Origin of the sequence: Fibrobacter sp. (assembly GCA_024399065.1) — a bacterium.
In the GTDB taxonomy this organism is placed as follows: Bacteria; Fibrobacterota; Fibrobacteria; order Fibrobacterales; family Fibrobacteraceae; genus Fibrobacter.
In genome coordinates this window covers 1-21,478 of sequence record JAKSIB010000046.1, presented here as the reverse complement: position 1 = coordinate 21,478, position 21,478 = coordinate 1, and the positions used below count along the sequence as shown (strand labels likewise).

The 21,478-nt window shown below is 49.5% G+C and carries 21 protein-coding genes; 14 read left to right on the top strand and 7 right to left on the bottom strand.

What is annotated here, in order from left to right:
* Position 1: 1 nt before the first annotated feature.
* From hisG to MJZ25_14830, 11 genes are all read left to right on the top strand, one after another.
* On the top strand, positions 2-838 hold the full coding sequence (hisG, locus tag MJZ25_14880; protein MCQ2125461.1) for an ATP phosphoribosyltransferase: 837 nt from the start codon (positions 2-4) through the stop codon (positions 836-838).
* A 174-nt stretch (positions 839-1,012) separates the two neighbouring features.
* Positions 1,013-2,245, top strand: a complete 1,233-nt coding sequence (locus MJZ25_14875) for an EAL domain-containing protein (protein MCQ2125460.1) — start codon at positions 1,013-1,015, stop codon at positions 2,243-2,245.
* The gene (gene recR / locus MJZ25_14870; protein ID MCQ2125459.1) at positions 2,245-2,841 is read left to right on the top strand and encodes a recombination mediator RecR; all 597 of its coding nucleotides are present in this window, start codon (positions 2,245-2,247) and stop codon (positions 2,839-2,841) included. The genes MJZ25_14875 and recR overlap by 1 nt, the downstream gene beginning before the upstream one ends.
* Positions 2,838-3,554 carry a ribosome biogenesis GTP-binding protein YihA/YsxC gene (gene yihA, locus MJZ25_14865; GenBank protein MCQ2125458.1) on the top strand — a complete coding sequence of 239 codons (717 nt, stop codon included), beginning with the start codon at positions 2,838-2,840 and terminating at the stop codon, positions 3,552-3,554. Before recR ends, yihA begins: the two co-directional genes overlap by 4 nt.
* Positions 3,532-4,413 (top strand): ABC transporter permease, encoded by an 882-nt coding sequence (locus tag MJZ25_14860; GenBank protein ID MCQ2125457.1) that lies wholly within the window; start codon positions 3,532-3,534, stop codon positions 4,411-4,413. Before yihA ends, MJZ25_14860 begins: the two co-directional genes overlap by 23 nt.
* The gene (locus MJZ25_14855; protein ID MCQ2125456.1) at positions 4,413-5,261 is read left to right on the top strand and encodes an ATP-binding cassette domain-containing protein; all 849 of its coding nucleotides are present in this window, start codon (positions 4,413-4,415) and stop codon (positions 5,259-5,261) included. Before MJZ25_14860 ends, MJZ25_14855 begins: the two co-directional genes overlap by 1 nt.
* A gap of 6 nt (positions 5,262-5,267) precedes the next feature.
* Entirely contained in the window at positions 5,268-6,269 is a 1,002-nt protein-coding gene (pyrC, locus tag MJZ25_14850) for a dihydroorotase (GenBank protein ID MCQ2125455.1), read from the top strand.
* Positions 6,270-6,378: 109 nt separating this feature from the next.
* Complete coding sequence (locus tag MJZ25_14845) at positions 6,379-7,155, top strand: 1-acyl-sn-glycerol-3-phosphate acyltransferase (protein MCQ2125454.1); 777 nt, start codon at positions 6,379-6,381, stop codon at positions 7,153-7,155.
* 1 nt (position 7,156) lies between these two features.
* Positions 7,157-9,574 carry an RNB domain-containing ribonuclease gene (locus tag MJZ25_14840; protein ID MCQ2125453.1) on the top strand — a complete coding sequence of 806 codons (2,418 nt, stop codon included), beginning with the start codon at positions 7,157-7,159 and terminating at the stop codon, positions 9,572-9,574.
* Positions 9,575-9,590: 16 nt separating this feature from the next.
* A complete protein-coding gene (locus tag MJZ25_14835; protein MCQ2125452.1) occupies positions 9,591-10,523 on the top strand; it encodes a hypothetical protein in 933 nt (310 codons plus the stop codon).
* 141 nt (positions 10,524-10,664) lie between these two features.
* Positions 10,665-12,617 (top strand): hypothetical protein, encoded by a 1,953-nt coding sequence (locus MJZ25_14830; GenBank protein ID MCQ2125451.1) that lies wholly within the window; start codon positions 10,665-10,667, stop codon positions 12,615-12,617.
* A 99-nt stretch (positions 12,618-12,716) separates the two neighbouring features.
* Here MJZ25_14830 and yidC read toward each other — a convergent pair whose 3' ends face one another.
* The 5 genes from yidC to MJZ25_14805 form a co-directional block, all read right to left on the bottom strand.
* Positions 12,717-14,561: a membrane protein insertase YidC gene (gene yidC / locus MJZ25_14825; GenBank protein MCQ2125450.1), complete on the bottom strand. Its 1,845-nt coding sequence runs from the start codon at positions 14,559-14,561 to the stop codon at positions 12,717-12,719.
* Positions 14,558-14,785, bottom strand: coding sequence for a membrane protein insertion efficiency factor YidD (gene yidD / locus MJZ25_14820; protein MCQ2125449.1), 228 nt, complete (start codon positions 14,783-14,785; stop codon positions 14,558-14,560). Before yidD ends, yidC begins: the two co-directional genes overlap by 4 nt.
* Positions 14,786-14,792: 7 nt before the next feature.
* A complete protein-coding gene (gene rnpA, locus MJZ25_14815) occupies positions 14,793-15,170 on the bottom strand; it encodes a ribonuclease P protein component (protein ID MCQ2125448.1) in 378 nt (125 codons plus the stop codon).
* 15 nt (positions 15,171-15,185) lie between these two features.
* Positions 15,186-15,341: a 50S ribosomal protein L34 gene (gene rpmH / locus MJZ25_14810; protein MCQ2125447.1), complete on the bottom strand. Its 156-nt coding sequence runs from the start codon at positions 15,339-15,341 to the stop codon at positions 15,186-15,188.
* Positions 15,342-15,500: 159 nt separating this feature from the next.
* Positions 15,501-16,586: a GGDEF domain-containing protein gene (locus MJZ25_14805; protein ID MCQ2125446.1), complete on the bottom strand. Its 1,086-nt coding sequence runs from the start codon at positions 16,584-16,586 to the stop codon at positions 15,501-15,503.
* A gap of 203 nt (positions 16,587-16,789) precedes the next feature.
* Here MJZ25_14805 and MJZ25_14800 point away from each other — a divergent pair, with 203 nt between their 5' ends.
* Together MJZ25_14800 and MJZ25_14795 are read left to right on the top strand one after the other, a co-directional pair.
* Positions 16,790-17,311, top strand: a complete 522-nt coding sequence (locus MJZ25_14800; protein ID MCQ2125445.1) for a DivIVA domain-containing protein — start codon at positions 16,790-16,792, stop codon at positions 17,309-17,311.
* Between the two features lie 41 nt (positions 17,312-17,352).
* Positions 17,353-17,577 carry a DUF167 domain-containing protein gene (locus MJZ25_14795; protein MCQ2125444.1) on the top strand — a complete coding sequence of 75 codons (225 nt, stop codon included), beginning with the start codon at positions 17,353-17,355 and terminating at the stop codon, positions 17,575-17,577.
* A gap of 2 nt (positions 17,578-17,579) precedes the next feature.
* Here the strand turns inward: MJZ25_14795 and MJZ25_14790 are convergent, their stop codons facing one another.
* Complete coding sequence (locus tag MJZ25_14790) at positions 17,580-18,137, bottom strand: glutathione peroxidase (GenBank protein MCQ2125443.1); 558 nt, start codon at positions 18,135-18,137, stop codon at positions 17,580-17,582.
* A 156-nt stretch (positions 18,138-18,293) separates the two neighbouring features.
* Between MJZ25_14790 and MJZ25_14785 the strand changes: the two genes are divergently transcribed.
* Entirely contained in the window at positions 18,294-19,103 is an 810-nt protein-coding gene (locus tag MJZ25_14785) for a hypothetical protein (protein ID MCQ2125442.1), read from the top strand.
* Positions 19,104-19,154: 51 nt separating this feature from the next.
* Here the strand turns inward: MJZ25_14785 and MJZ25_14780 are convergent.
* Positions 19,155-21,478: DEAD/DEAH box helicase (locus MJZ25_14780; protein MCQ2125441.1), on the bottom strand; the 2,324-nt coding region annotated here is incomplete at its 5' end.

The following is a 21,478-nucleotide window of genomic DNA, read 5'->3' as shown; positions in this document are numbered from 1 at the left end:
GATTAAGGTAGCTCTCCCGAATAAGGGCATGCTCTTTGAACCCACCCAGGAACTTTTGAAGGCCTGCGGTTACAAAGCATCCAAGCCCTACAAGACATTGACCCAGATCGACACCAAGAACGGTATCGAATTTTTCTTCCTCCGCCCCAGCGACATCCCGATGTACGTGGGCAAGGGCATCATCGACGCCGGCATTACCGGTATCGACTTCAACGCCGAAGCCAAGAGCCCGGCGGTTAAGGTTCTGGACCTGCCTTTCGGCGCTTCCAAGATGTGCGCCGCAGTTCCCAACGAAAGCCCCATCCAGACTCTCGACGAACTGAAGAACTCCACCATCGCCACCTCCTTCCCCAACATTGTTGAAGGCTACTACAAGAAGCCCATGAACTTTGTGGTTCTGGAAGGCGCCGTGGAAATCTCCGTTAGCCTCGGTGTTGCCGACGCTATCGTGGACGTGGTGGAAACCGGTACGACTTTGAAGCAGGCTGGCCTCCGTATTATCGGTGAACCCCTGTTCCGTTCCAACGCAGCCCTCTACTGCAACCCCCAGAAGACCGACCTCGAAGAAGTCAACACCCTGATCCGCCGTATCCAGGGTAAGCTTGTGGCCCAGTCCTACATGATGATCGAATACGACTGCCCCGCAGAAGTTCTCGATCAGGCTGTAGCTCTGACTCCGGGTCTGGACGCTCCTACCGTTGCAAAGCTCCACGGCCGCGACTGGTACTCCGTAAAGGCCATGGTGCCCCAGGAAGATGCCAACGCCATCATGGATAAGCTCTGGGACGCAGGCGCACGCAGCATCTTGCTCTTCGGTATCAAGTCCGCTAGAATTTAACACTTCGCGTTAAATTCAGTAGACAGTGATTAGTGGTTAGTAAACAGGACTTTAAAATAGTGATTAGTAAGCAGTGGTTAGTAAACAGGGTATGCAGGTAAAAAACGTTTCCAGCATCACTAACCGCCAACCACTAACCACTAACCACTAACCACCAACCACTAGCCACTACCTATGGAAACACTCGCCTACTTAGCTCGTCAGCCGATTCTTGATCGCGATGGGAAGATTTTCGCCTATGAACTGCTGTTCAGGGATTCCCCGACCAGCGATACGGCGATTATTGCCAGCGATGTTTTAGCGACCGCACAGGTGCTGGAAAACGTGCTGAACAATATCGGCATCCAGCGCCTTATCGGCAACAACAAGGCCTTCGTCAACTGCAGCAGAAACATGCTGCTGGACAACTTGTTCGGCCTCCTGAACCCCAAGTACTTTGTACTGGAAGTCCTGGAAGACGTGGAAGTAGACGACGCCGTAGTCAAGGCAATCCAGCGTTACAAATCCCTGGGCTTCGAAATCGCCTTGGACGACTTCATCTTCAACGACGAGTTCATCCAGCGCTTTAAACCGTTGTTCCCCTACGTCAGCTATGTTAAGATGGACGTGGTGGATAACAGCCTGGAAGCCATGACCAAAGCCGCAGGATTCTTCCAAGTTCTTGGAATCAAGCTCCTGGCAGAAAAGGTGGAAGACGAAGCAACCTTCAAGCGTTGCCAGGATGCAGGCTACGATTACTTCCAGGGTTTCTTCTTTGCCAAGCCGGAACTTGTTACCGGCAGAAAGATTGACGCCACCTCTGCAACCATTTTGCAGCTGATCCTCCTGCTCCGCTCCCGCCCGTCTCTTGAAGACCTGTGCGAAAGCCTCAGCAAGAACACCGACATAGCAACCAACCTGCTGCGTTTCGTGAACTCCAGTTCCGATACAAAGCACAGCCAGATTGAAACGGTGAAGGACGCCATCGTCTGGGTGGGCATGCGCAACATCCACGAATGGCTTATGCTCATGCTTTACGCTCGCCCTGAAATGGGTATGACGCCTCAGGCATCGCCCCTGTTCCAGAACGTAAGCCAACGCGCCAAGTTCCTGGAAACGCTTGCCCGCGAAATGGATTCTCAGAACGATTCTTTCTGTGCCAAGGCTTTCATGGTGGGACTCCTCAGCCGTATGGACGCACTTGTACGCGCCCCGCTGGAAACCATCCTTCCCGACGCGCCCACAGACGACGAAATGCAGGAAGCACTCCTTAACCGCACCGGCCGTCTGGGCCAGTTGCTGCAACTTGCAGACGCCGTGGAACTGGACGATTCCCAGGCAATTCATTCCGCAATTACGAATCTCGGCCTTACCGCAACGCAACTGAAGTATTGCATCACAGAATCCTACAGCTGGACAAATAATTAATGAACGTTGAACCGCAAAGTTTGGAAGCCCTTATTGGCGAATTTGCAAGCCTTCCCGGCGTAGGCCAAAAGACCGCCCGCCGCCTGGCCTACCACATCTTGTCCCAAAGCAAGAGTGACGTTGAACGCTTTGCGGAAAACTTGATCAACGCCTCCACCAAGGTTCATCCTTGTCCGTGTTGCCACGCCTTCACCGAAGACGAAGTCTGCAACACTTGCCGCGAACGCAGCGGGGCCAAGTCCATCTGCGTCGTGGAAAAAAGTTCCGACATCATTCCGTTCGAACGGTCCGGAATCTACAAAGGCCTTTACTTTGTTCTTGGCGGCACCATTTCTCCCCTGGACGGCATCGGCCCCGAGCACCTCCACTTGCCTCAGCTGGTAAACCGAATCAAGGAAGAAGGCATTGAGGAACTGGTCCTGGCCCTGGGCAGTAGCACCGAAGCAGACAGCACCGCCCTCATGATCGACCGTCTGTTGCAGGGAGTCCCGGTAAAGCGTACCCGCCTCGCCCGCGGCATCCCCATGGGCAGCGATTTGGAATTTGTCGACGAAGTCACCATGCTCCGAGCATTCGAAGGAAGAGTAAGCCTATGAGTCCCGAAGTCAAAAAGAACGAACCGCAGAACGCCCCGAAGAAACTTGTGGGTAAATTAGCTCGTCCCATCAAGGTGACCGCCCAGGCTCCCGTTACCGTCGGTGGCTACAAGATCACATCTGTGGAATTTGTCAAAAGTGCAGTCAGCCTGAACGGTCTTCCCAAGGAACGTTTGCCGCAGGTGGCATTCCTCGGCCGTTCCAATGTGGGCAAATCCTCCTTGATGAATGCCCTCATGGGTCGCAAAAACTTCGTAAAAGTCAGTTCCACCCCCGGAAAAACCCATGAACTGAACTTTTTCAAGGTCAACAGGGAATTTTTTCTAGTAGATTTACCAGGTGTAGGGTTTGCCAAAGTCAGCAATTCCAAACGTGACGAAATGTCGGACTTTATCCGCGAATACGTGGAAAAGTGCAAGGATCTGAAAGGTCTCGTCTATCTGGTGGATATCCGCCACGGAGGACACGACATCGATATCGAAACGGTGGAAAGCATCCGTGAAACCGGTTGCCCAGTATTGCTGATTGCAAGCAAACGCGACAAGGTAAATCAGTCTGAACTGGCCAAGGGTCTTAAGCTTATCCAGGAAAACTTCGATCTCGAAGAAAAACCTCTCTGCGTAAGCTCCATCAAGAAGACCGGACTTGATCAGCTGTGGAACGATATTCTTTACGCCATAAGCCGGAAGAATGAAGAAAAAGAAGAACGTTAGAAACTGGCAACGACTGACCATCTTTGGAAAGATATTCCATAAGTTGGGTCTTTTTCTGCTGCATCGCCCTTCGGGCCAGCAGGTTGCTTTGTTTTGGAACGCCATAAAGAGTCTTTTCTCTTCTAATCGTAATTTCAAGACCGACACAAGAAACATCATCATGCAGACATTCTTTACAGGTGTGGAAATTTTCCCCATCCTGTTCATCGTGGCCACCTTGTTCGGTACCGTGGTGATTATCGAAGTGATTTCACTTATGGGCAAAATGGGTTTGTCCGATGTGGTGGGTAGTCTCATTGTGGTCGTGATTGTCCGAGAGTTGGGTCCCATCCTCACCGCATTCTTGATTGCAGGTCGAAGCGGATCATCCCTTACAACATACATCGGAAGCATGGTGATCAACTCCGAAGTGGACGCCCTGGCAACTATGGGCGTGGATCCCATCCGTTACCTTGTTATGCCAGGTCTCTTTGGCGGATGCATCGCCATGTTCTTCATGAACATCATCTTCAGCACCAGCGCCATCATTTCAGGGTTCCTGCTTACCAAGGGAATCATCCTTCTTACAGGGAACATCATCAACATTCAGCTGACCTGGTCCTACCTCAGTACAGAAATCCTAAACGCACTTACGCTGACCGACTTTGTCTTTATCGTTCTTAAGCCTCTCATCTTCGGGGCCATCATCACGACAAACGCTTGCTACCAGGCCTTGAACATTCCCCGCGATGTGCGCCAGGTTCCCAAGGCAACCTCCCGTTCCGTTATTAAGTCCTTCCTCTATGTTGTGTGCGCCGACGTGGTTCTTTCCATTTTCTATTTCGTTGACTACATCAATAACCTCAACACGCTTATCTAATGCAAGACGAAGCTTTAAGACTTGAAAACATAAGCCTTGCCTACAACGACCTTGCCGGCAACATGTTCTCCCAGCCTCGCGCTGTGAGCTTTTTCAAGCGTCGCGAGGATGACGAGCAGAAAGAACTTATTCGCAACGTCAACTTGACTGTAACCCGAGGGGAGACCCTTTGCATCGGCGGCGGTTCCGGCCAAGGTAAAAGCGCCTTGCTCAGAATCATTGCAGGCCTTGTCCGCCCCACCCGAGGAAACATTTATTACTTCGGTGAATACATCCCTCCCGAACGTTTGACTGCTCTGGAAGTTGCAAAACGCCAGGTAGGTCTTGTTTTCCAGAACGGAGCCCTCATTTCAAACCTGAAGGTCCGGGACAATATTGCATTGCCTCTGCGTTACCATAAAATGGGTTCCCCCGAAGAAATCGACGAAAAAGTCAAGATGGCCATGGATTTGATGCGAGTCCGTGAAGAGGCGGACATGTTCCCCCACCAGCTTTCCGTGGGTATGCAGAAGCGTGTAGCAATCGCCCGTTCCTGGGCAATGGACCCGAAGTTGCTTTTGATGGATGAACCCACTGCAGGTTTGGACAACTATAACCGTCGTAACTTGTTGCCGCTGATTGACAACATGCGAATGCTGTTCAAAACCACCATCATCATTGTGACCCACGATCTTTTGATGACCAAGGACCTGAACTGTAACATAAGCTTCCTTCACAGGAAAACTTTAACAGAGCCGCACTCCTTTGATTACTGGCTGAATTCCGACAGCGAAATTTCAAGAGCCTTGTTCCGAGATTTCACCAACACAGGAAGCAGTCCTAGCCATTTCATTAACTCTAAGCCGTAATTAATTATGCTCCTGCCTTTACCAGACGATTTTCATGCCCATCTTCGTCAGGGCGACTTGATGCCCGGTTATGTACGCGACCTCGTTTCTCAATTTGGCCGCGCCATCATCATGCCGAATACAGTTCCCGCAATGACTTCCGCAGCCTCAATTGCTCAGTATAAGAAAGAAATCCTTGCTGCAGCTGCAGACGTGCGCCCGGACTTTGAACCGCTCATGACCTTCAAGTTGAATCCCAACTATACAGAACAGGATTTGAAGGACATGATGGCCGTAGGCGTTGTGGCAGGCAAGTACTATCCCGCAGGCGTCACCACCAACAGTGCCGACGGCATTAGCGATTTCGAAGCCGTGTTCCCCGTGGTGGCTATGATGGAAAAACTTGGTCTCGTTCTTTGCGTTCATGGTGAAGAACCGGGCGAATTCTGTCTGGACCGCGAACCCGCCTTTATCAAGCGCGTGGAAATTCTCGCAGAAAAGTTCCCGAAACTGAAGATTGTGTTTGAACATCTTTCCAGCGCAAAGGCTGTGGAAGCAGTAAAGCGCCTGCCGGCAAACGTGGCCGCAACCTTTACCGTTCACCACTTGATGATGACTCTGGACGACGTCATTGGAGACGCCCTCAGGCCTCATCATTTCTGCAAGCCGTTGCCGAAGAGGCCTGAAGACCGTGCCGCTATTAGAGAAGCAGCCTTCAGCGGCAATCCCAAGTTCTTCCTCGGCACGGACTCTGCCCCGCACCAGCAGGGTAAAAAGGAATGTCCCTGCGGGGCAGCGGGCGTCTACAGCGCTCCCGTAGCCATCCCCCTTCTCGTGCAGGAATTCGACCGCGCAGGCGCCCTGGACAAGCTTCCCAACTTCATCGCAGGCTTCGGCGCAGACTTCTACGGTCTCCCCCGCACCACAAAGCAGATTGAAGTTGTCAAGGAAAGCTGGACCGTTCCCGCAGTCGTCAACGGCGTAGTCCCCCTCGCCGCCGGCCAAACTTTGGACTGGAAACTTATTTAGTTGCAAGGGGAACCCATTTCCCATCTCATAACTCATAATTCATAAATCGTAATTAAAAAGGCCCTTCGGGGTCTTTTTTTTATAGATTACCCTTAAGAGAACAAGAAAAATGTCATTCATCAGAGCAATCCTTTACTACTTCATCACAGCTACCGCCATGGTGATAGCTGGTGTCCCCTACGTACTTATCCGTGGTGGACTTATGGGGCAATCCAAGGAGTGTACCAAGATTTGCATTAAGTTCTTCCGGGTGGTATTCAAGGTTTTCGGAATCAAGCTGAATATTGTCGGCAAGGAAAACATTCCCGAAACAAACGACTACGTCATTGTGGCAAACCATCAAAGCTTCCTGGATATCAACGTCCTTTGGCCCGGTGTCACCAGCACATCCTTCATCGCCAAGGGCGAACTTTGGTACATCCCGGTTTTCGGCTGGATCCTCAACCACATCGGCTGCATTCCCGTCAACCACAAAGATCCCCGCAAAAACGCCGGCATGGGAAAACTAGTTAGCGACCGTCTTTCCAAGGGTTACACCATCACCGTTTTTCCCGAAGGGCACCGCAGCAACGACGGGCACATGCTTAAATTCCAAAATGGAATATTTCGCATGGCGAAAGAACAACATTTCAAGATTTTACCAATTACATTAATAGGTACCGGAGATCGTCTTTCGAAGACGAGGTTTTCGTTGACTCCCGGTGACGTCACTATCGTAGTTCATCCGCTGCAGAAGCCGGAAGATTATGCCGACAAGCCAATGAACGACTTTAGAGATGAAATGCACGATTTGATAGAATCCGCATTGCCCTACAAGAAGCAGGAAATAGAGGCTTGTAAGCAAACGGAAGCCGCGGCTGACAGCGCCGCAAATAAGGAGGCCTAAAATGGCACAGCAGTTACCTACGGTCGAACAAATTGTCGCCGTTCTTCGTGAAGAATCCATGGTGGGAAGCCGTCTCCGCGCATCCCTGGGTCTCCCCAAAAAGCAGAAAATGGCTTTTAAGCAACTCCTGGCCGAACTTGTGGAACAGGGCGTTCTCAAGCGCACCAACCATAAGGAATACCAGATTGGCGATGGCGAACCGTTGGAAGAAAAGCGTGAAAAGCGTCTCAAGAAGGTTGCCGAGCAAGGTGGCGAAGACAATCGTCGCCCGGGCGCCCGTAGCCGCCGCCAGACCGAAGACAAGAGCACCCGCGTACGTCGTGGCGTTCTCCATCAGGTCGGCGAAGAAGACTGGGTCGTAACCGAACTGGAAACCGAAAAGGAATTCGAGATGTGCCACCGCCGTCAGGCTCCTGGCAAGGAAGGGGAAGTCATCAGCTTCACCCTGTATCCGCACCCGCGTCTCAAGCACAGCTACTTGGCTAAGGTGGATCATTCCGCTGATCTCATCTCCATGACCTGGAAGGAAATCACCCAGAAGTTTATGGAAGAAGCAAACCTTCCCAAGGGCTTCAGCAAGGAAATCCAGGATTACATCAAGACCATCAAGGCTCCTACCGCAAAAGATTTCAAGGGTCGCGTGGATTACCGCAAGACCACCATCCTCTGTATCGACCCCGAAGGCGCCATGGACCATGACGACGCCATTTCTATCGAACGTACAGAAGATGGCGGCTACAAGCTGGGCGTCCATATTGCAGACGTGAGCTACTATGTTCCCGAAGGCAGCGCCCTGGACGAAGAAGCGCTGGAACGCAGCTACACCCAGTACCTGCCCTGGACCGCAGTGCCCATGATTCCGGATGAACTTTCCAGCGACATCTGCTCCCTGCACGAAGATGTGGACCGTTGCGCCCACACCTGTATGATCGAGTTGGACAAGAACGCCAACGTTCTCAGTTGGGATTTTCATCGCAGTATCGTCCGCATTACCCGTTCCCTCACCTACCAGCAGGCAAAAAAGCTGTGGGAAGAAGGCGATGCCGAAATGAAGGTTCTTGCAGAAGTCACCGCAAAGCTTAAGGCAAACCGTACCAAGGATGGCCTCCTGGAATTCAAGAGCACCGAAATGGGCTGCCACTTCAACGAAGCCGGCGAGCCCACCGACATTTATCCCCGCACTACGGACATCTCCAACTCCTGGGTTGAAGAATGTATGTTGATCGCAAACAACTGCTGCGCCAAGGAACTGAAGAAGCGCGGTCTCCAGGGCATCTACCGTATCCACGAAGCTCCGGATACCAAGGACATCATGGAACTGTACTACATGTACCCCAACCTGTTCCAGGGTTCTCCGGTGATGCTCCGCGAACTGGGCAAGCCCCGCAGTGGCGATACCAACTTGAATCCTACCGCATTCAAGCTGTACGAACATTTGGTGAAGAAGGCTGGTGACGACGAAACTCTCACCAACCGTATTCTCCGTAGTATGCAGAAGGCCCACTACGACAGCAACAGCTTCGGTCACTTCGCCTTGAATTGGCAGGACTACTCTCACTTTACTTCTCCCATCCGTCGTTATGCCGACTTGTGGTGCCATCGTGAATTGGCTCGCAAGGGCAAGGAAATTTCCGCCGAACGTAAGGAAAGCGTCATCGATGTTTGCGACTTGATTTCCGCCAACGAAATCAAGAACATGAAGGTGGAACGCCAGGCCATCAAGGTCTGCTCCACTTGGCTCCTGAAGGATCGCATCGGCGATAACTTTGAAGCTACAGTGAACGGCATCGAGGAATGGGGCATCTACCTTTCCATCACCGATCCTATTGCAGAAGGCCTCTGCCGTTACCGCGATATTGCAGGTGATGACTTCTACGTATTCAATGCAGACCAGGGTCTTGCTTTCGGCAAGCGCAGTGGACGCACCTTCCGCCGTGGCGACAAGGTGATTGCCCAGCTCCTCCGTGTGGATCCTCTCCGTGGCCAGGTGGATTTCTCCATCATCGAAAAGCTTTCTCCGGAACCGAAAAAGAGCCGCCGCACCCGTCGCGATGTAGATGAGGATGCACGTAACTTCAACGAACGCATGGACCGTGCAGAAGCAGCCGAAGCCATGGGTTACCTGAGCCAGCCCGAAGACGATCGCGATTTCGACGACGATTACGCACCGGCTTACGCATCCGTGGGCAGCCGTGGTCGTGGCCGTAAGGGCCGTCGCGGCGCCGATGACGAACCGAGCTTTGAACGTACCGGTCGCGACGCCCGCGGCGGACGCGGAAGTTCTCGTGGTGGACGCGGTTCCCGTGACGACGATTCCCGCGGTGGAAGCAGAGGCGGCAAAAAGTCTACAGGCGCCAAGGCCTTCGGTGAAAAACTTGCTAAAGGCCGTGGTGGACGTGGACGCAGCGGCAGACGTTAATTATATTGGAGACTAGATGGCCTCTAGATCAAAAGTTGTACTTTATGCTTCATACCAGCTCGGGGATACCCTCCCCGGGTATGTCCGCTTTGCACTCAAACACCTAGCGGAAACAGACTTTACCGTAATCCTGCTAACCAACAAGCGAGAACTTTCCGAAGAAACAAAAAGGTTCCTTAAGGAAAATGAAATTTCGCTCTACCTTACGGAGAATCACGGTTTTGACTTTGGTATGTGGCGCAGATTCCTTAAGGATCTAGCCAACGGCCGCGGCAACTTCGCCGGTCTGGACAGCATTGAGCGCATGCTCTTGATAAACGACTCCATCGTTTACTTCCAGAATAACTTTGCAGACTTCATCAAGCGTGCGGAAGCAAGTACTGCCGACGTGATTTCTCTAACCCAGAATAACGAAGTGCGCCCGCACCTTCAGAGTTTCTTCATGTACATCAAGCAGGAAGCTCTCGGCGCCTTCTACACTCACTTGCTGGAAACGCCGGAACAAAGCACCTTCTACGATGTTGTACGTCGCCTTGAAATCGGTCTTGCCGACATTTTTGACGAAGCTGAAGTCCGTATGGCGGCCCTTTACCATACCGACACCCAGGTGACCTTCGCCTATCAGGAACTGATTGCACAAGGTGCAGGTTTCGTTAAGCGCAAACTCCTGCAAAAGCGTTTCAACTTCAAGGAAAAGATTCACTTTATTCGCAAAGGCGCCTATAACGCCCTAAACGCTGATTACATCGCCATGGCAAAGAATGCCGGCCTTGCCCCCGACTTCAAGGAAGAATGGCTCCCGCAGCACATTGACAACATCGTCAAGCAAACTGCCGACAAGCTCTGGGAAAAGCCCTTCGAAAAACTAGGCTGGCCCATTCTCAAAAATGTTATTAAGGCCAAGTACAAGATCCTCGGCAAAAAGCTGGAAGGCGACGAGTACAAATAACCATCATTCTCTTATGAGTTTGCAAAAAAGCGTGTCGTAAGGCACGTTTTTTTGTATATCCAAAAATTCATGTGATTTCCTGTAAATTAGACTATACATTTCTTTTGGAGAAAAGGAATATTACACTTATAGGAGGATAACATGAAAAAAATCTACAAGACTTTCGCTTTATCTGCGGCAGCAGTCTTGGCAGGAGCCCAAGGTGCCATAGCGGCAAAGACCATCAGCATTCTTCCACCACAAAACGACAGTGAGTGGCGTTTCTACGCTCCCATAATCAAGTTGGATGACAAGACTACCGTGACCATGACTGCCGCAAAGGACAGGTGCGGTTGGTACAACTACACCTTCGAAGACGACAAGGTTCCAAACAAGATTATATTCTTTCCGAAAAACGACAAGGATATGGAATCCGGCCTCGGATTAAATGGGTACACAGACTACAACAACGACCAAAGTCCAATTCCTATTGAATTATCAGCACTTTTCAAAAACACAGGCACGGACTCCCTATTCTTTATCCCTGACGAAAATTCATGGGTGAGAGAATTCGATGACGGCTGGTATGCGTCAGCCCCTGATGCAGAAGGCACTTGCGAATACGCTTCCCCCGTAAAAACCTACACAGCTTCCGCAGAAGACTTCCAGAAACTTCAGGAATGCGGAACTTCCTGCTGGACCGACAATGAAAAATTCAGCGCCATCCTCGATGCAGACAAGAACACCAGCAGCTGCGACGACCGAGTATTCACCCTCAACACTGACAATACATGGAACCTCAAAAGCGCCATGGCAGGTTCCTGTTCAAGCCTCAAGACAAATTTCTCCAAAGAAATGGGACAGAAACTTCTTGTTTCCGGAGCCAACCTCGTCTGGGCATTTATTGATGGAACAGCCTTCTACCAATCCAACGCATCTACAGGTGCAGATACAGTGAATTTTGAATCCCTCGTCGATGGGAAAAACTACAATCTTGAATTATTCTATTGCCAGCAAAGCGAAGAAGGTTCCGTACAGCTCAGCCACAATCTTGATGTGTTTGGTGATGTAATAGAAAGAACTGCCATCAACATCCAACGAACCAAGGATATCCATGATAAGGCTATAGATATATATGACATGTGCTTTTCCTACAGCGCGACAAATTCCTGTAGCATTGTCAATGGCGAAGAAATTCAGAATAAGGAATACTGTGGCGACGATCTTGCCAAGTTGGGCGCCACTGCTGTCCGCTATTACATGGTTGCCGGAACAAACATCAGCTCAGAACAGAGGGAATTGCTGAAAAATGGTGCAGTCAATCTTGGCGGTATTGATCTGACCAATCCCTACCAGCCGGCAATCAATAAGAAGACCATCTCACTAAATCCAGGAAGATGGACTTTGTTTGTTGAAATTAACGATGGTCAAAACTCTTACCGAAAGAAAATCGCATCCCTCCGCATAGGCAATCTTGTCGAAATCCTAAACAATACCGCAAAGTACGCCTTGGATGAAAACGAAAATATTATCAATGCCAACTTTGAATTCGTAAAAGCAGGCCTTATCGGCAGTTACATTCCTTTATATGTAACCGTATACACAGAAAGCGACAACGGAATAGTTGTTCAAGCTGCGGACGCCATTGGCGCTCCATACACCCTCAGCGCAAGCGATGGTGTACAGATTTTCAAGAAATCTGGCGACAAGATGACCGAAATCAATCCCGCAACCACACAGACAATCAATGCAACCGGAATTGATACCATCTACGCATATATGAGTCCTGAAGTTGCCCGCTACGACGTCAATACTGTATCTATTTCTGTAGCCGACGCATATCGCGTCGCAAACATTAACTTCGTTAAAAACGCAGACCTTATGTCCGTCAAGCCGGTAGCCAAGGCAAGCACCGCAGACATCGCCGTAACTGGCCCGCGCCAATTCAGCATGACCTTCAACGGTCAGAACTCCTTGAATTACGCTCTCTTTGATACAAAGGGAAAGATGGTAAAGCAGGGTGTAGCCACCAGCGGTTCTTCCATCCAGGTTCCTGGCCGCGGAGTCTACATCGTCCGCACAGCCGGAATGAGCAAGGTTCTCAAGTTCAAGTAAACCATCGGCTGTACAACATCACTCCCAACTGAAATAAAAAATCCCCGGCGTTTCTGCCGAGGATTTTTTAATGCTTTTCGCAGGTTCTACAAATCGGAACTACTTAACAATCTGAGCGTCCTGGACCTTCTTACCCTTCACAGTCTTGGGGGTAGAATTGTTGTCCATGTTGCGATGAAGAATCTTGTACTGAACGATGGTCCATACGTTAGAAATGGTCCAGTAGAGAACGAGACCAGACGGCATCACTGCGCTGAAGAGGAACATCATTGCAGGCATCATCCACATCATCATCTTCTGCTGAGCAGGATCCATACCAGCGTTGCCCTGCATGGTCACCTTAGTCTGGAAAACCATGGTCACCAGCATAATGATCGGGAGCAAGGTAATACCATTAGGCATGAGGAACGGAATCTTGATAGCTTCGATAATAACATCACTCCTGCTCAAGTCGGTAATCCAGAGGAATGCCGGCATGCCGCGGAGTTCCACAGCGCGGCCAAGCACGAAGAACAAGCCCATGAACACAGGCATCTGGAAGAGCATGGGGAGGCAGCCACCAGTGCAGCTAGCCATGGGGTTCACGCCTTCCTTCTGGTAGAGTTCCATGATGGCGGCCTGCTTCTTCTGAGGATCGCTACGGTACTTCACGTTGATTTCATCCAGCTGCGGCTTGAGCTTGCTCATGGCAGCGGTGGACTTCAACTGCTTCACAGTAAACGGAGTAGTGATACCACGGACGAGAACAGTAATCAAGATGATTGCAACACCATAGTTCGGAATCATGGAGTAGAAGAGGTTCAAGAGCTTGAGGAGCACCTTGCAGATCCACACGAACCAGACTCTGGAACCCGGGAACCAAGAGGAACCAGTAGCGATAATCTTTTCGTAGCCCACGCCATATTCTTCAATTTCATCCCACTGCAGCGGAAGAACAATGAAGTTATAAGCAAGAGAATCAGCACGGAGTTCATCCTTCACAGTCAAGCGGTAGGTACCCGGATCGGATTCGCTATCCATGACCTTGAACTTCTTAGCTTCAACAACGGCGCGAGTGGGAGCATCGAACTGCACGGTCATTGCAGCATACTTACGACGGAGACCAGCCCAAAGAAGCTTGCCGTCGTTAAGGGTCCAGGAATCACCAACAGTTTCGCGTTCCACATAGTCGGTGTTGTTATACACAACTTCACTGAAGAAGTAACCAGCAGCATTCACGGTAGAACCCTTGGGAAGTTCTTCTGTTTCCTTCATGCCACCCTTCCAGACCAGTTCGTAGTCATTGACACGGAAACCCACAAACTTGTTCACCTGGCGAACAGCAGCACCATTCTTGGTAAAGCCGAAGCTACGGATAACCTTGTTACCATTAACGTCGGCAAAGACGAATTCCACGGTAGCTTCATTATCAACAACAATCTTTTCCGGAGCGGAACCAGCATCAAACAAGACTTCGCTCAAATCAACGGGGCCAAGCTTCAGGTCCAGGGCACCGAGAGTGGTATCCTGAATGAGTTCCGGGAACTTGCCTGCGGAATCAGCCAAAGCCTTCACAATAACGCTCTGAATCTTTGCACCCTTGTTGGTAAGGGTCATAATGAACTTGTCGTTTTCGACAGTCACTGTACGCTGTTCAATCTTTGCGGGAGCTGCTTCTGCGGCATCCTTTGCGGAGGAATCTGCAGCAACTTCGGCGGAAGCGGCTTCAGCCGAGGCACCACCCAGAACAGGGGCAGCCTTCAGTTCGGTATTGCCAGTCACCGGAAGAACCAGGGAATTTGCAGAGCCGGACTTTTCTGCCTGCAATGCAGCTACGGAATCTGCAGCAGCCTTCTTGGCAAGCTGAGCAGCTCTAGCAGCTTCGTTGTTGGCAGAACTGGAAGCAAACCACCAGATCATGATGACGACGATAAGAATAGTGCCGATGAGGGTATCTTTCTTCATTTCTTTTCCTTTTTAGGCGGCACGGGATCGTACCCACCTTTGCAAAACGGATTGCACCTTAAAATTCTGTAGACCGCAAGATAGAAACCTTTGAAGACTCCGTGGACGCGGATAGCTTCAATTGCATACTGAGAGCAGGTCGGTTGGAAGCGGCATACCCCACGAAAGAAATAGGGATGGACAATTTGGTATAGTCGAATAGGAGCGATTAACACGCTCCTCATGATCTGACTAACCTTGTCCAGCGCCTTCACATTGAGCCTCTTGCGCCGGAGTCCATTCCATTTTCTTAAAAATCTTTTCTGCGGTTTCCCGGAAACGTTCCGAGGTGACCTCGTCGGCCTTGTCATTCACAATGATCATGGCCCAGACGGGCTTCTGAATGTTTGGCACCATATTATAAAACAGGGGTCGCAGCAGTCTGCGGCACCTGTTACGGTATACGGCGTTGCCGTTTTTCTTTTTTGCCAAAAAACAGAAACGACAAAAACCGTCCGGACTGTCAATCCACCTCATCGAAAACGATGAACCGCGGACGTACTTTCCCTGGACGGCTACTTGCCGGTAAGCGGGCTGGTTGGGCAGCCTATAAGAACGTAGACTGGCCACGAGCCAATTCCCAAATTACTTCTTGTAGATGGTGTCGCTAACGGTCAAGCGCTTGCGGCCCTTGGCACGACGACGGCTCAAAACAGCACGACCCCAACGGTCTTCCATACGGGTGCGGAAACCATGCTTGTTAGCGCGCTTACGATTGTGAGGCTGGAATGTTCTTTTCATTGTAGTAACCTTTATTAAAAGTCAAAAATTTTTCGGTTTGCAAAGTTAGTAATTATTCGAGATAAATCAAGGGGTAGTTCCTGCCTAAAAGCAACTTTTAACGCCACCACAAGGCATTCCCCAGCGCCCGTTCAATTTATCAACAAACTATCAACATATTTAATTTTCCACCATGCTACGAAGCTGATTTTTACCTTGAGACTTGGCAACCTTCATCAGTTCTTCAACCTTGGCAAGCATCTGTCGGTAATCGTGGAAAGATCTGTTTCCGCAGAAGGCGAAACCTCCGCTTACCGTCACCTGAATGTGGGGGAAATCCTCCCAGCGGGTCTGGATAACGCTTTTACGGATTCTGTCAGCCTTGGCGTAGGCCTCCACCTCGGAAGAGGCCTCAATGACATACACGAAGGTATCGCCATCGTAACGGCCCACACATTCATTACTGGAAAGGTCAGCACTGCTATCCAGCAAATGAGCTACAGACATAATCACCTGATCCCCGAAAGCATGTCCGAAAGTTTCATTCACGCGCTTCAGGTTATCGATGTTCAACATCAGCAGGTAGAAATCATTTCTATGGTGCCAAACCACATTCGCAAGGAAGGAACTCATGTGGCGACGGTTATAAACTTCCGTCAGGGAATCCCTAGAAGAAAGGTAATCCATACGAGCCAGGAGTTTTGCATTCTTGGCACGTTCATGGGCATAAGCAGACACCGTCAAAGTGGAAATGGAAAATACGGCGAACCCAGAGAATAAAAGCGAGACCACCATATCCAAGTAGGAATCGTCCCTACCCAATTCTGAAAGTACCCACTCGGGATGAACCCAGGAAAGGCCCACCGCAGTAAGCTGCAAAACCATGGTCACCACGAAAGCAATTACCTTGTATGCAGACTTTTCCGTGTACGCGATGAGCATAAGGGAAGCCACAAAGTACAAAGGCAAGCCGCCGGTAAAGCCTCCACAGAAAAGGAACAACAAAGGCAGAATACAACCACCCAGGACGAGGCACATCACAAAGTAGCACTGGGAATAAAAAGAGGACTTGTATGCAAAAACGGCCACAATAAAGCAGACCAATGCACATCCCACGCTGCCGATGGAAGCAGCGGAGTTCATATCCTCATAAATGGTAAAGACAGCAGAAAGGATGGCAACTATAATTACTACCGCCAACGTAGACCAGAAGAGCTTTCGCTCCAAGGTATTTTGTTTCTGCCAAAAATTCTTCAACATGCTCATGCCAATCCCTTCTTTACAAAGATAATATAGTTTGCCAATTATTACTTTGGGTAAAATCTTATCTTATTTTTTTAATACCAAATATGTTTAAATTCGTCCTTTTACGGGCCCACTTTGTGGCCGTCCTCCACCATCTTTTGGTCATTCTTTAACTATATTGTTAAAAAACACCTGAAAGGTTAATATTTAATCGGTAGGCAAAAATGGAACTTACTCCGCTGGACATCCGTAATCAAAATTTCCACAAGAAGAACTTTGGCGGCGTAGACCCCGAAGAAGTCAAGGCTTTTTTGGAAACCGCAGCCAACGCTTTTGAACAAATGTCTAGAGAACGCACCGACCTTACTGAACGTCTCAAGGTGGCCGAGGAACGCGTAAATTACTACCGTCAAATCGAAAAGACCATCCAGGACGCCGTGGTCACCATGCAGCGCACCGTCGACGACGTCAAGGCAACCGCCGAAAAGGAAGCAGAAATCATCGTCGCCGAAGCCAAGGCCCGAGCTGTCCGCGAAGTGGAAAACACCAAGCAGGCCGCCGAAAATCTCCGCGCAGAAATTGAGCAGCTCAAGCAGCTCCGTGCAAACTATTTCATCCGCTGCCGCGCCTTGATCCGCGGTCAGGAAGATTTGCTCGCCGCCATGGAAAACGACCAGAAGGAACTGGAAGCCTTGGAACAGCAGCCCAAGCGTCAAAACCCGCCCATGGGAAAAGTCCTCGCCTAATCAAGGCAGCCTCAAAGACCGTCCAAAGAACGACCGGCCGCATGAGAATAAATATCAAGGTACACGCCCGTAGCAAACGAGAATCCGTCACGCCGCAGCCTGACGGAAGTTTCAAGGTAGAAGTCAAGGCGCCCCCTGTAGAAGGCGCCGCCAACGAAGCCATTTGCGAACTGCTCGCCGAACATTTCAAAGTTCACAAGCGCGATGTCCGAGTGGTTCTCGGAAGCACCAACAATAAAAAAGTCGTAGAAATTGACGGGATCTGATATTACTTTTCCAAAGCCTTCTGAATAGCCGGTTCCAAATCCTTGCCGGTAACCGCAGGCTCAAAGCGGCCCAGCACTTCACCCTCGGCGCTTACCAGGAACTTAGTAAAGTTCCAGCGGATATCGTTATCCACGGCGGACTGCTTGTTGGCCTTGGAGGCCAAGATGGTCACCAGACTCATCAGCGGATGCTTCAGGCTGAATTTCTTCACGCCAGTCTGAGCCTTAAGCCACTGATAAAGAGGAATGGCATTTTCGCCGTTCACATCAATCTTTTGGAAGCGGGGAAACTTGGTACTAAAACGCAATGTGCAGAATTCCTGAATTTCCTCGTCAGTTCCGGGAGCCTGGCTGCCGAACTGATTGCAGGGAAAATCCAGAATTTCCAAACCCTGCGGGCCATACTTATCGTAAAGTTCATCCAGGTCGTTGTACTGAGGCGTAAACCCGCACTTGGTAGCCGTATTCACAATCAGCAGCACCTTGCCCTTGTACTGGGAAAGGGAAACATCTTCGCCCTTGTTATTCTTCACTGTAAATTGATAAATATCCTGGGACATTTGAACTCCTTTGTTTATACGGTCCGTCTTCGTTTATGTACAATATACAAAATATATCGTGCACGATACAATATCAATAGCGGAGATATTTTTCATTTTAGGGTAACCAAACAATGAAAAAAGTTATTTTAATGGAACAAGTTAAAGGAGTTTTCTATGTCCAAGATTTGGTTCGGTTTACTTGGTGTTGTTTCCATGTCCATGCTCATGGCCTGTGGCGATTCCAATTCTACAAGCGCAGATAACAATTCCGAAAACGGCACAGCATCCTCCAGCAGCATCGGAGGAAATTCCGACAAGCCAACTTCATCTTCCGGCACATCGGTCGAAGCACCAGCCAACGGCTACGACGCAGAGGCAGGCATTCTAACAGATGCGCGCGACCGCAAGAAATACAAGGTGGTGAAAATCGGCAACCAAATCTGGATGGCCGAAAACCTGAACTACGAATACAACGGTAACGAAGAAAGCTGGTGCCCCAACCACAGCCTCTCCGGATGCAACACCTACGGCCACCTTTACACTTGGGAAGCCGCCAACAAAGTCTGCCCCGAAGGCTGGCACCTGCCCAGCCAAGAGGAATTCGAAGTCCTTCTCAAGTTCGCAAGCTCCGACGTAGAAACCGACGAAGATGACGTCAAGACATGGCTCGGAGCAGGCCTGACCCTGAAAGCCACCGAAGGCTGGTACACCGCCGCCGGTTCCTCCAATCGCGATCCCGACATGGGCACAGACGGCAACGGGCTCGACACCTATGGCTTCGCCATCGTTCCCGCAGGCCAGTACAATCCCGCAGACATGAACTTCGCCGGCATAAAGCACTATGCCGCCCTTTGGTCCTCCACCGAAGTGGAAGATTTCATCGCCTACTCCCCCATCGCCTACAACGACCGTAGCATCATCAAGGGCGGAAACAACGACATCGACCTGGGCCTTTCCGTACGCTGCGTACTGACGCAAGAGTAGAACTACAATCTTGAAACAAGGCAGAGCCGCGACAGGATTTCGCTGAAGTAATCACGACAGTCGATATCCAAGAGCCTCATATCCTTTAACACGCTTTTGATGCATCCTTGACAAAACAGGAACATTTCCGTCAACATAGTCATATACGCGGACTTCTGTTTTTCCAACAGATTCGCGATGCAATCTTCCGACATACTGCGCCAGCGTTCCCTTCCACGAAATAGGGAATGGCAAGAATAAAGTATCTAGTTCCTTGAGGTCAAAGCCTTCGCCAATGTAACGGCCCGTTGCAAGAATTACAATATTCGAATCAATCTTCGAATCATTGATTTCTTCCATAATGCGTTTTAGTTGTTTCTTTCCCATGCCACCTTTCAAAACAAAAAGGTGTTCAACATCTGCATGCAATCGCTCATAAAACCAGTCCAGGTGCTCCGTCCTTTCAGACAGCACAAGAATTTGGCGATGCTCCTTATAAGCCTGTAAAATTTCACCAGCAATCAGTTCGTTTCGTTTTTCGTCTTGCCAAAGTTCGTTAAAGACTTCCTGTATTTGCAATTTGGCAGCATCGTTCTGGAGACGGAAATCTGTATTTCGCACAATTACAGAATGAGAAAAATCTCGTTCCGTCGCCTGCTTCTTGGCACTAACAGAATAGCGTACCGGTCCCAAATTCATCAGCACAATCGGCTGTTGCCCATCCTTACGGGATAAGGTCGCCGACAGCCCCACCTTATAGAGAGCATTACTTTGACGAACAGCCTGCTCAAAAGAAAACGCCGAAATATGATGACACTCATCTACAATAACTTGCCCATATTCATTAAGCCATTCTACAGTTTTTCCATCACGATAAACGCTAGAAATCAGAGCCACATCAATTTTACCGAAGTGTTTCTTCTTTGTCCCGCTAAATTGTCCAATTTCTTTTTTGGAAACATTTAGAAAAGTGCAAATTCGCTCCACCCATTGATCCATAAGTTGCGTACGATGCACAAGAATCAATGTATTGACTTTTCGCTTCGCGATAAGCCACAGGGCAACAACAGTCTTGCCAAACGCGGTTGTCGCGGACAAAATTCCATTTTCATGTTTCAACAGAGCTTCTGCAGCAAGCAACTGTTCTGGATAAAGATTTCCCTCAAAAGAAACATCTATCGACTGCCCACAATTTCGTTCATCATTAATAACAGGTTCAACATTGTAATGCTGTAGCAAATCAATCAACTTGTCAATGCAACCAACAGGAATCGCGATATGTTTCGGATAAAAATCATAGCAATAAAGAATTCTCGGTTTTCCCCACACCGGTAATCTCAAGGCCTGCGCTTGATAAAATTCCGGATTCTGAAATGAAGCCAACCTCAAAATTCTATTTCGGAGCAAAGCCGGTAAACCCGCAGATTCAATAAAAATCTGATTACTGATAGTGATGTTTATTTTTTGCGGCAATACAGCCTTTATTTCTGGATAACTTGGCCGATTTTTCCATGGTTCATCATCATCCACAGACTGATCCGTAACAGGTAAAATCTCACGATGGAACTTGGCCTTAAAAACATAATCTTCAACAAAGCTCTTGCCTATTTTTTGTATTGAGGAAAGGTATGCCCATTGATCTTCATAAACATCGCCGGTATCAGGATTTATAAACGACGAATGATTTTTCTCACGAGCCTTTTTCTGTAGTGGTAAGGCAATCAAATTTCCTAAGCCTCCCTTCGGCATAAAATCCTGATTCGGAAAGAATCTATCAAAGGAATTCATTCCGATTTGCGGACGCAAATCAAGGGCCTTCGTCATCAGAGCAGAACCTAGCTCCCGAGCAAGTTTCGCAGGAATGCATTCGTCAAAGAAAATCCATACATGCCCGCCGCAGCCAGAGCGGGAGCGTTCCAATGACGCAAATACATTTTCCGCCTTGCAAGCAGACATAAACGCTCCGGCATCATCCAGCCAATTGCCATCATCAAAATCCACAGCAAGGAATTTACAGGAGTCATCTTCTAAAAGAGGATATATCCCCGCAACAAAAGGACGCGAGCCATTCCAGCAAGGTTCCTCACCTCTCAGGTGATTTTCGATTACTGTTGCAGTCATCGGCAAAAAACATCGACTTGAACAATCTCCGCATTTTATCTTTGGCTTGTTGCAGACTCCCGGCACCCATTCGTTCTTACATACCGGCTGATAGCCAGACTTCCCCGTTTTGGCACTTTCAAAACGTCTTGCATAGACATCCGAACGCCCTTGAAAAAGCGACTGATACAACTTCACCTTTTCCACGACAGGAGAAAACTTATCAATAACAGCAGCGGACCGTTTTAGTAAGGCTATCTGCTCGTCAATTTCCTGCAAACGTTTTAACAGGGCTG

Coding starts and splice junctions, on each gene's coding strand:
- yihA (MCQ2125458.1), top strand. CDS start 2,838: ATGAGTCCCGAAGTCAAAAAGAACGAACCGCAGAACGCCCCGAAGAAA.
- MJZ25_14855 (MCQ2125456.1), top strand. CDS start 4,413: ATGCAAGACGAAGCTTTAAGACTTGAAAACATAAGCCTTGCCTACAAC.
- yidC (MCQ2125450.1), bottom strand. CDS start 14,561: ATGAAGAAAGATACCCTCATCGGCACTATTCTTATCGTCGTCATCATG.
- MJZ25_14805 (MCQ2125446.1), bottom strand. CDS start 16,586: ATGAGCATGTTGAAGAATTTTTGGCAGAAACAAAATACCTTGGAGCGA.
- recR (MCQ2125459.1), top strand. CDS start 2,245: ATGAACGTTGAACCGCAAAGTTTGGAAGCCCTTATTGGCGAATTTGCA.
- MJZ25_14800 (MCQ2125445.1), top strand. CDS start 16,790: ATGGAACTTACTCCGCTGGACATCCGTAATCAAAATTTCCACAAGAAG.
- MJZ25_14840 (MCQ2125453.1), top strand. CDS start 7,157: ATGGCACAGCAGTTACCTACGGTCGAACAAATTGTCGCCGTTCTTCGT.
- rpmH (MCQ2125447.1), bottom strand. CDS start 15,341: ATGAAAAGAACATTCCAGCCTCACAATCGTAAGCGCGCTAACAAGCAT.
- MJZ25_14830 (MCQ2125451.1), top strand. CDS start 10,665: ATGAAAAAAATCTACAAGACTTTCGCTTTATCTGCGGCAGCAGTCTTG.
- MJZ25_14875 (MCQ2125460.1), top strand. CDS start 1,013: ATGGAAACACTCGCCTACTTAGCTCGTCAGCCGATTCTTGATCGCGAT.
- MJZ25_14795 (MCQ2125444.1), top strand. CDS start 17,353: ATGAGAATAAATATCAAGGTACACGCCCGTAGCAAACGAGAATCCGTC.
- MJZ25_14835 (MCQ2125452.1), top strand. CDS start 9,591: ATGGCCTCTAGATCAAAAGTTGTACTTTATGCTTCATACCAGCTCGGG.
- MJZ25_14785 (MCQ2125442.1), top strand. CDS start 18,294: ATGTCCAAGATTTGGTTCGGTTTACTTGGTGTTGTTTCCATGTCCATG.
- MJZ25_14860 (MCQ2125457.1), top strand. CDS start 3,532: ATGAAGAAAAAGAAGAACGTTAGAAACTGGCAACGACTGACCATCTTT.
- pyrC (MCQ2125455.1), top strand. CDS start 5,268: ATGCTCCTGCCTTTACCAGACGATTTTCATGCCCATCTTCGTCAGGGC.
- MJZ25_14845 (MCQ2125454.1), top strand. CDS start 6,379: ATGTCATTCATCAGAGCAATCCTTTACTACTTCATCACAGCTACCGCC.
- yidD (MCQ2125449.1), bottom strand. CDS start 14,785: ATGAGGAGCGTGTTAATCGCTCCTATTCGACTATACCAAATTGTCCAT.
- MJZ25_14790 (MCQ2125443.1), bottom strand. CDS start 18,137: ATGTCCCAGGATATTTATCAATTTACAGTGAAGAATAACAAGGGCGAA.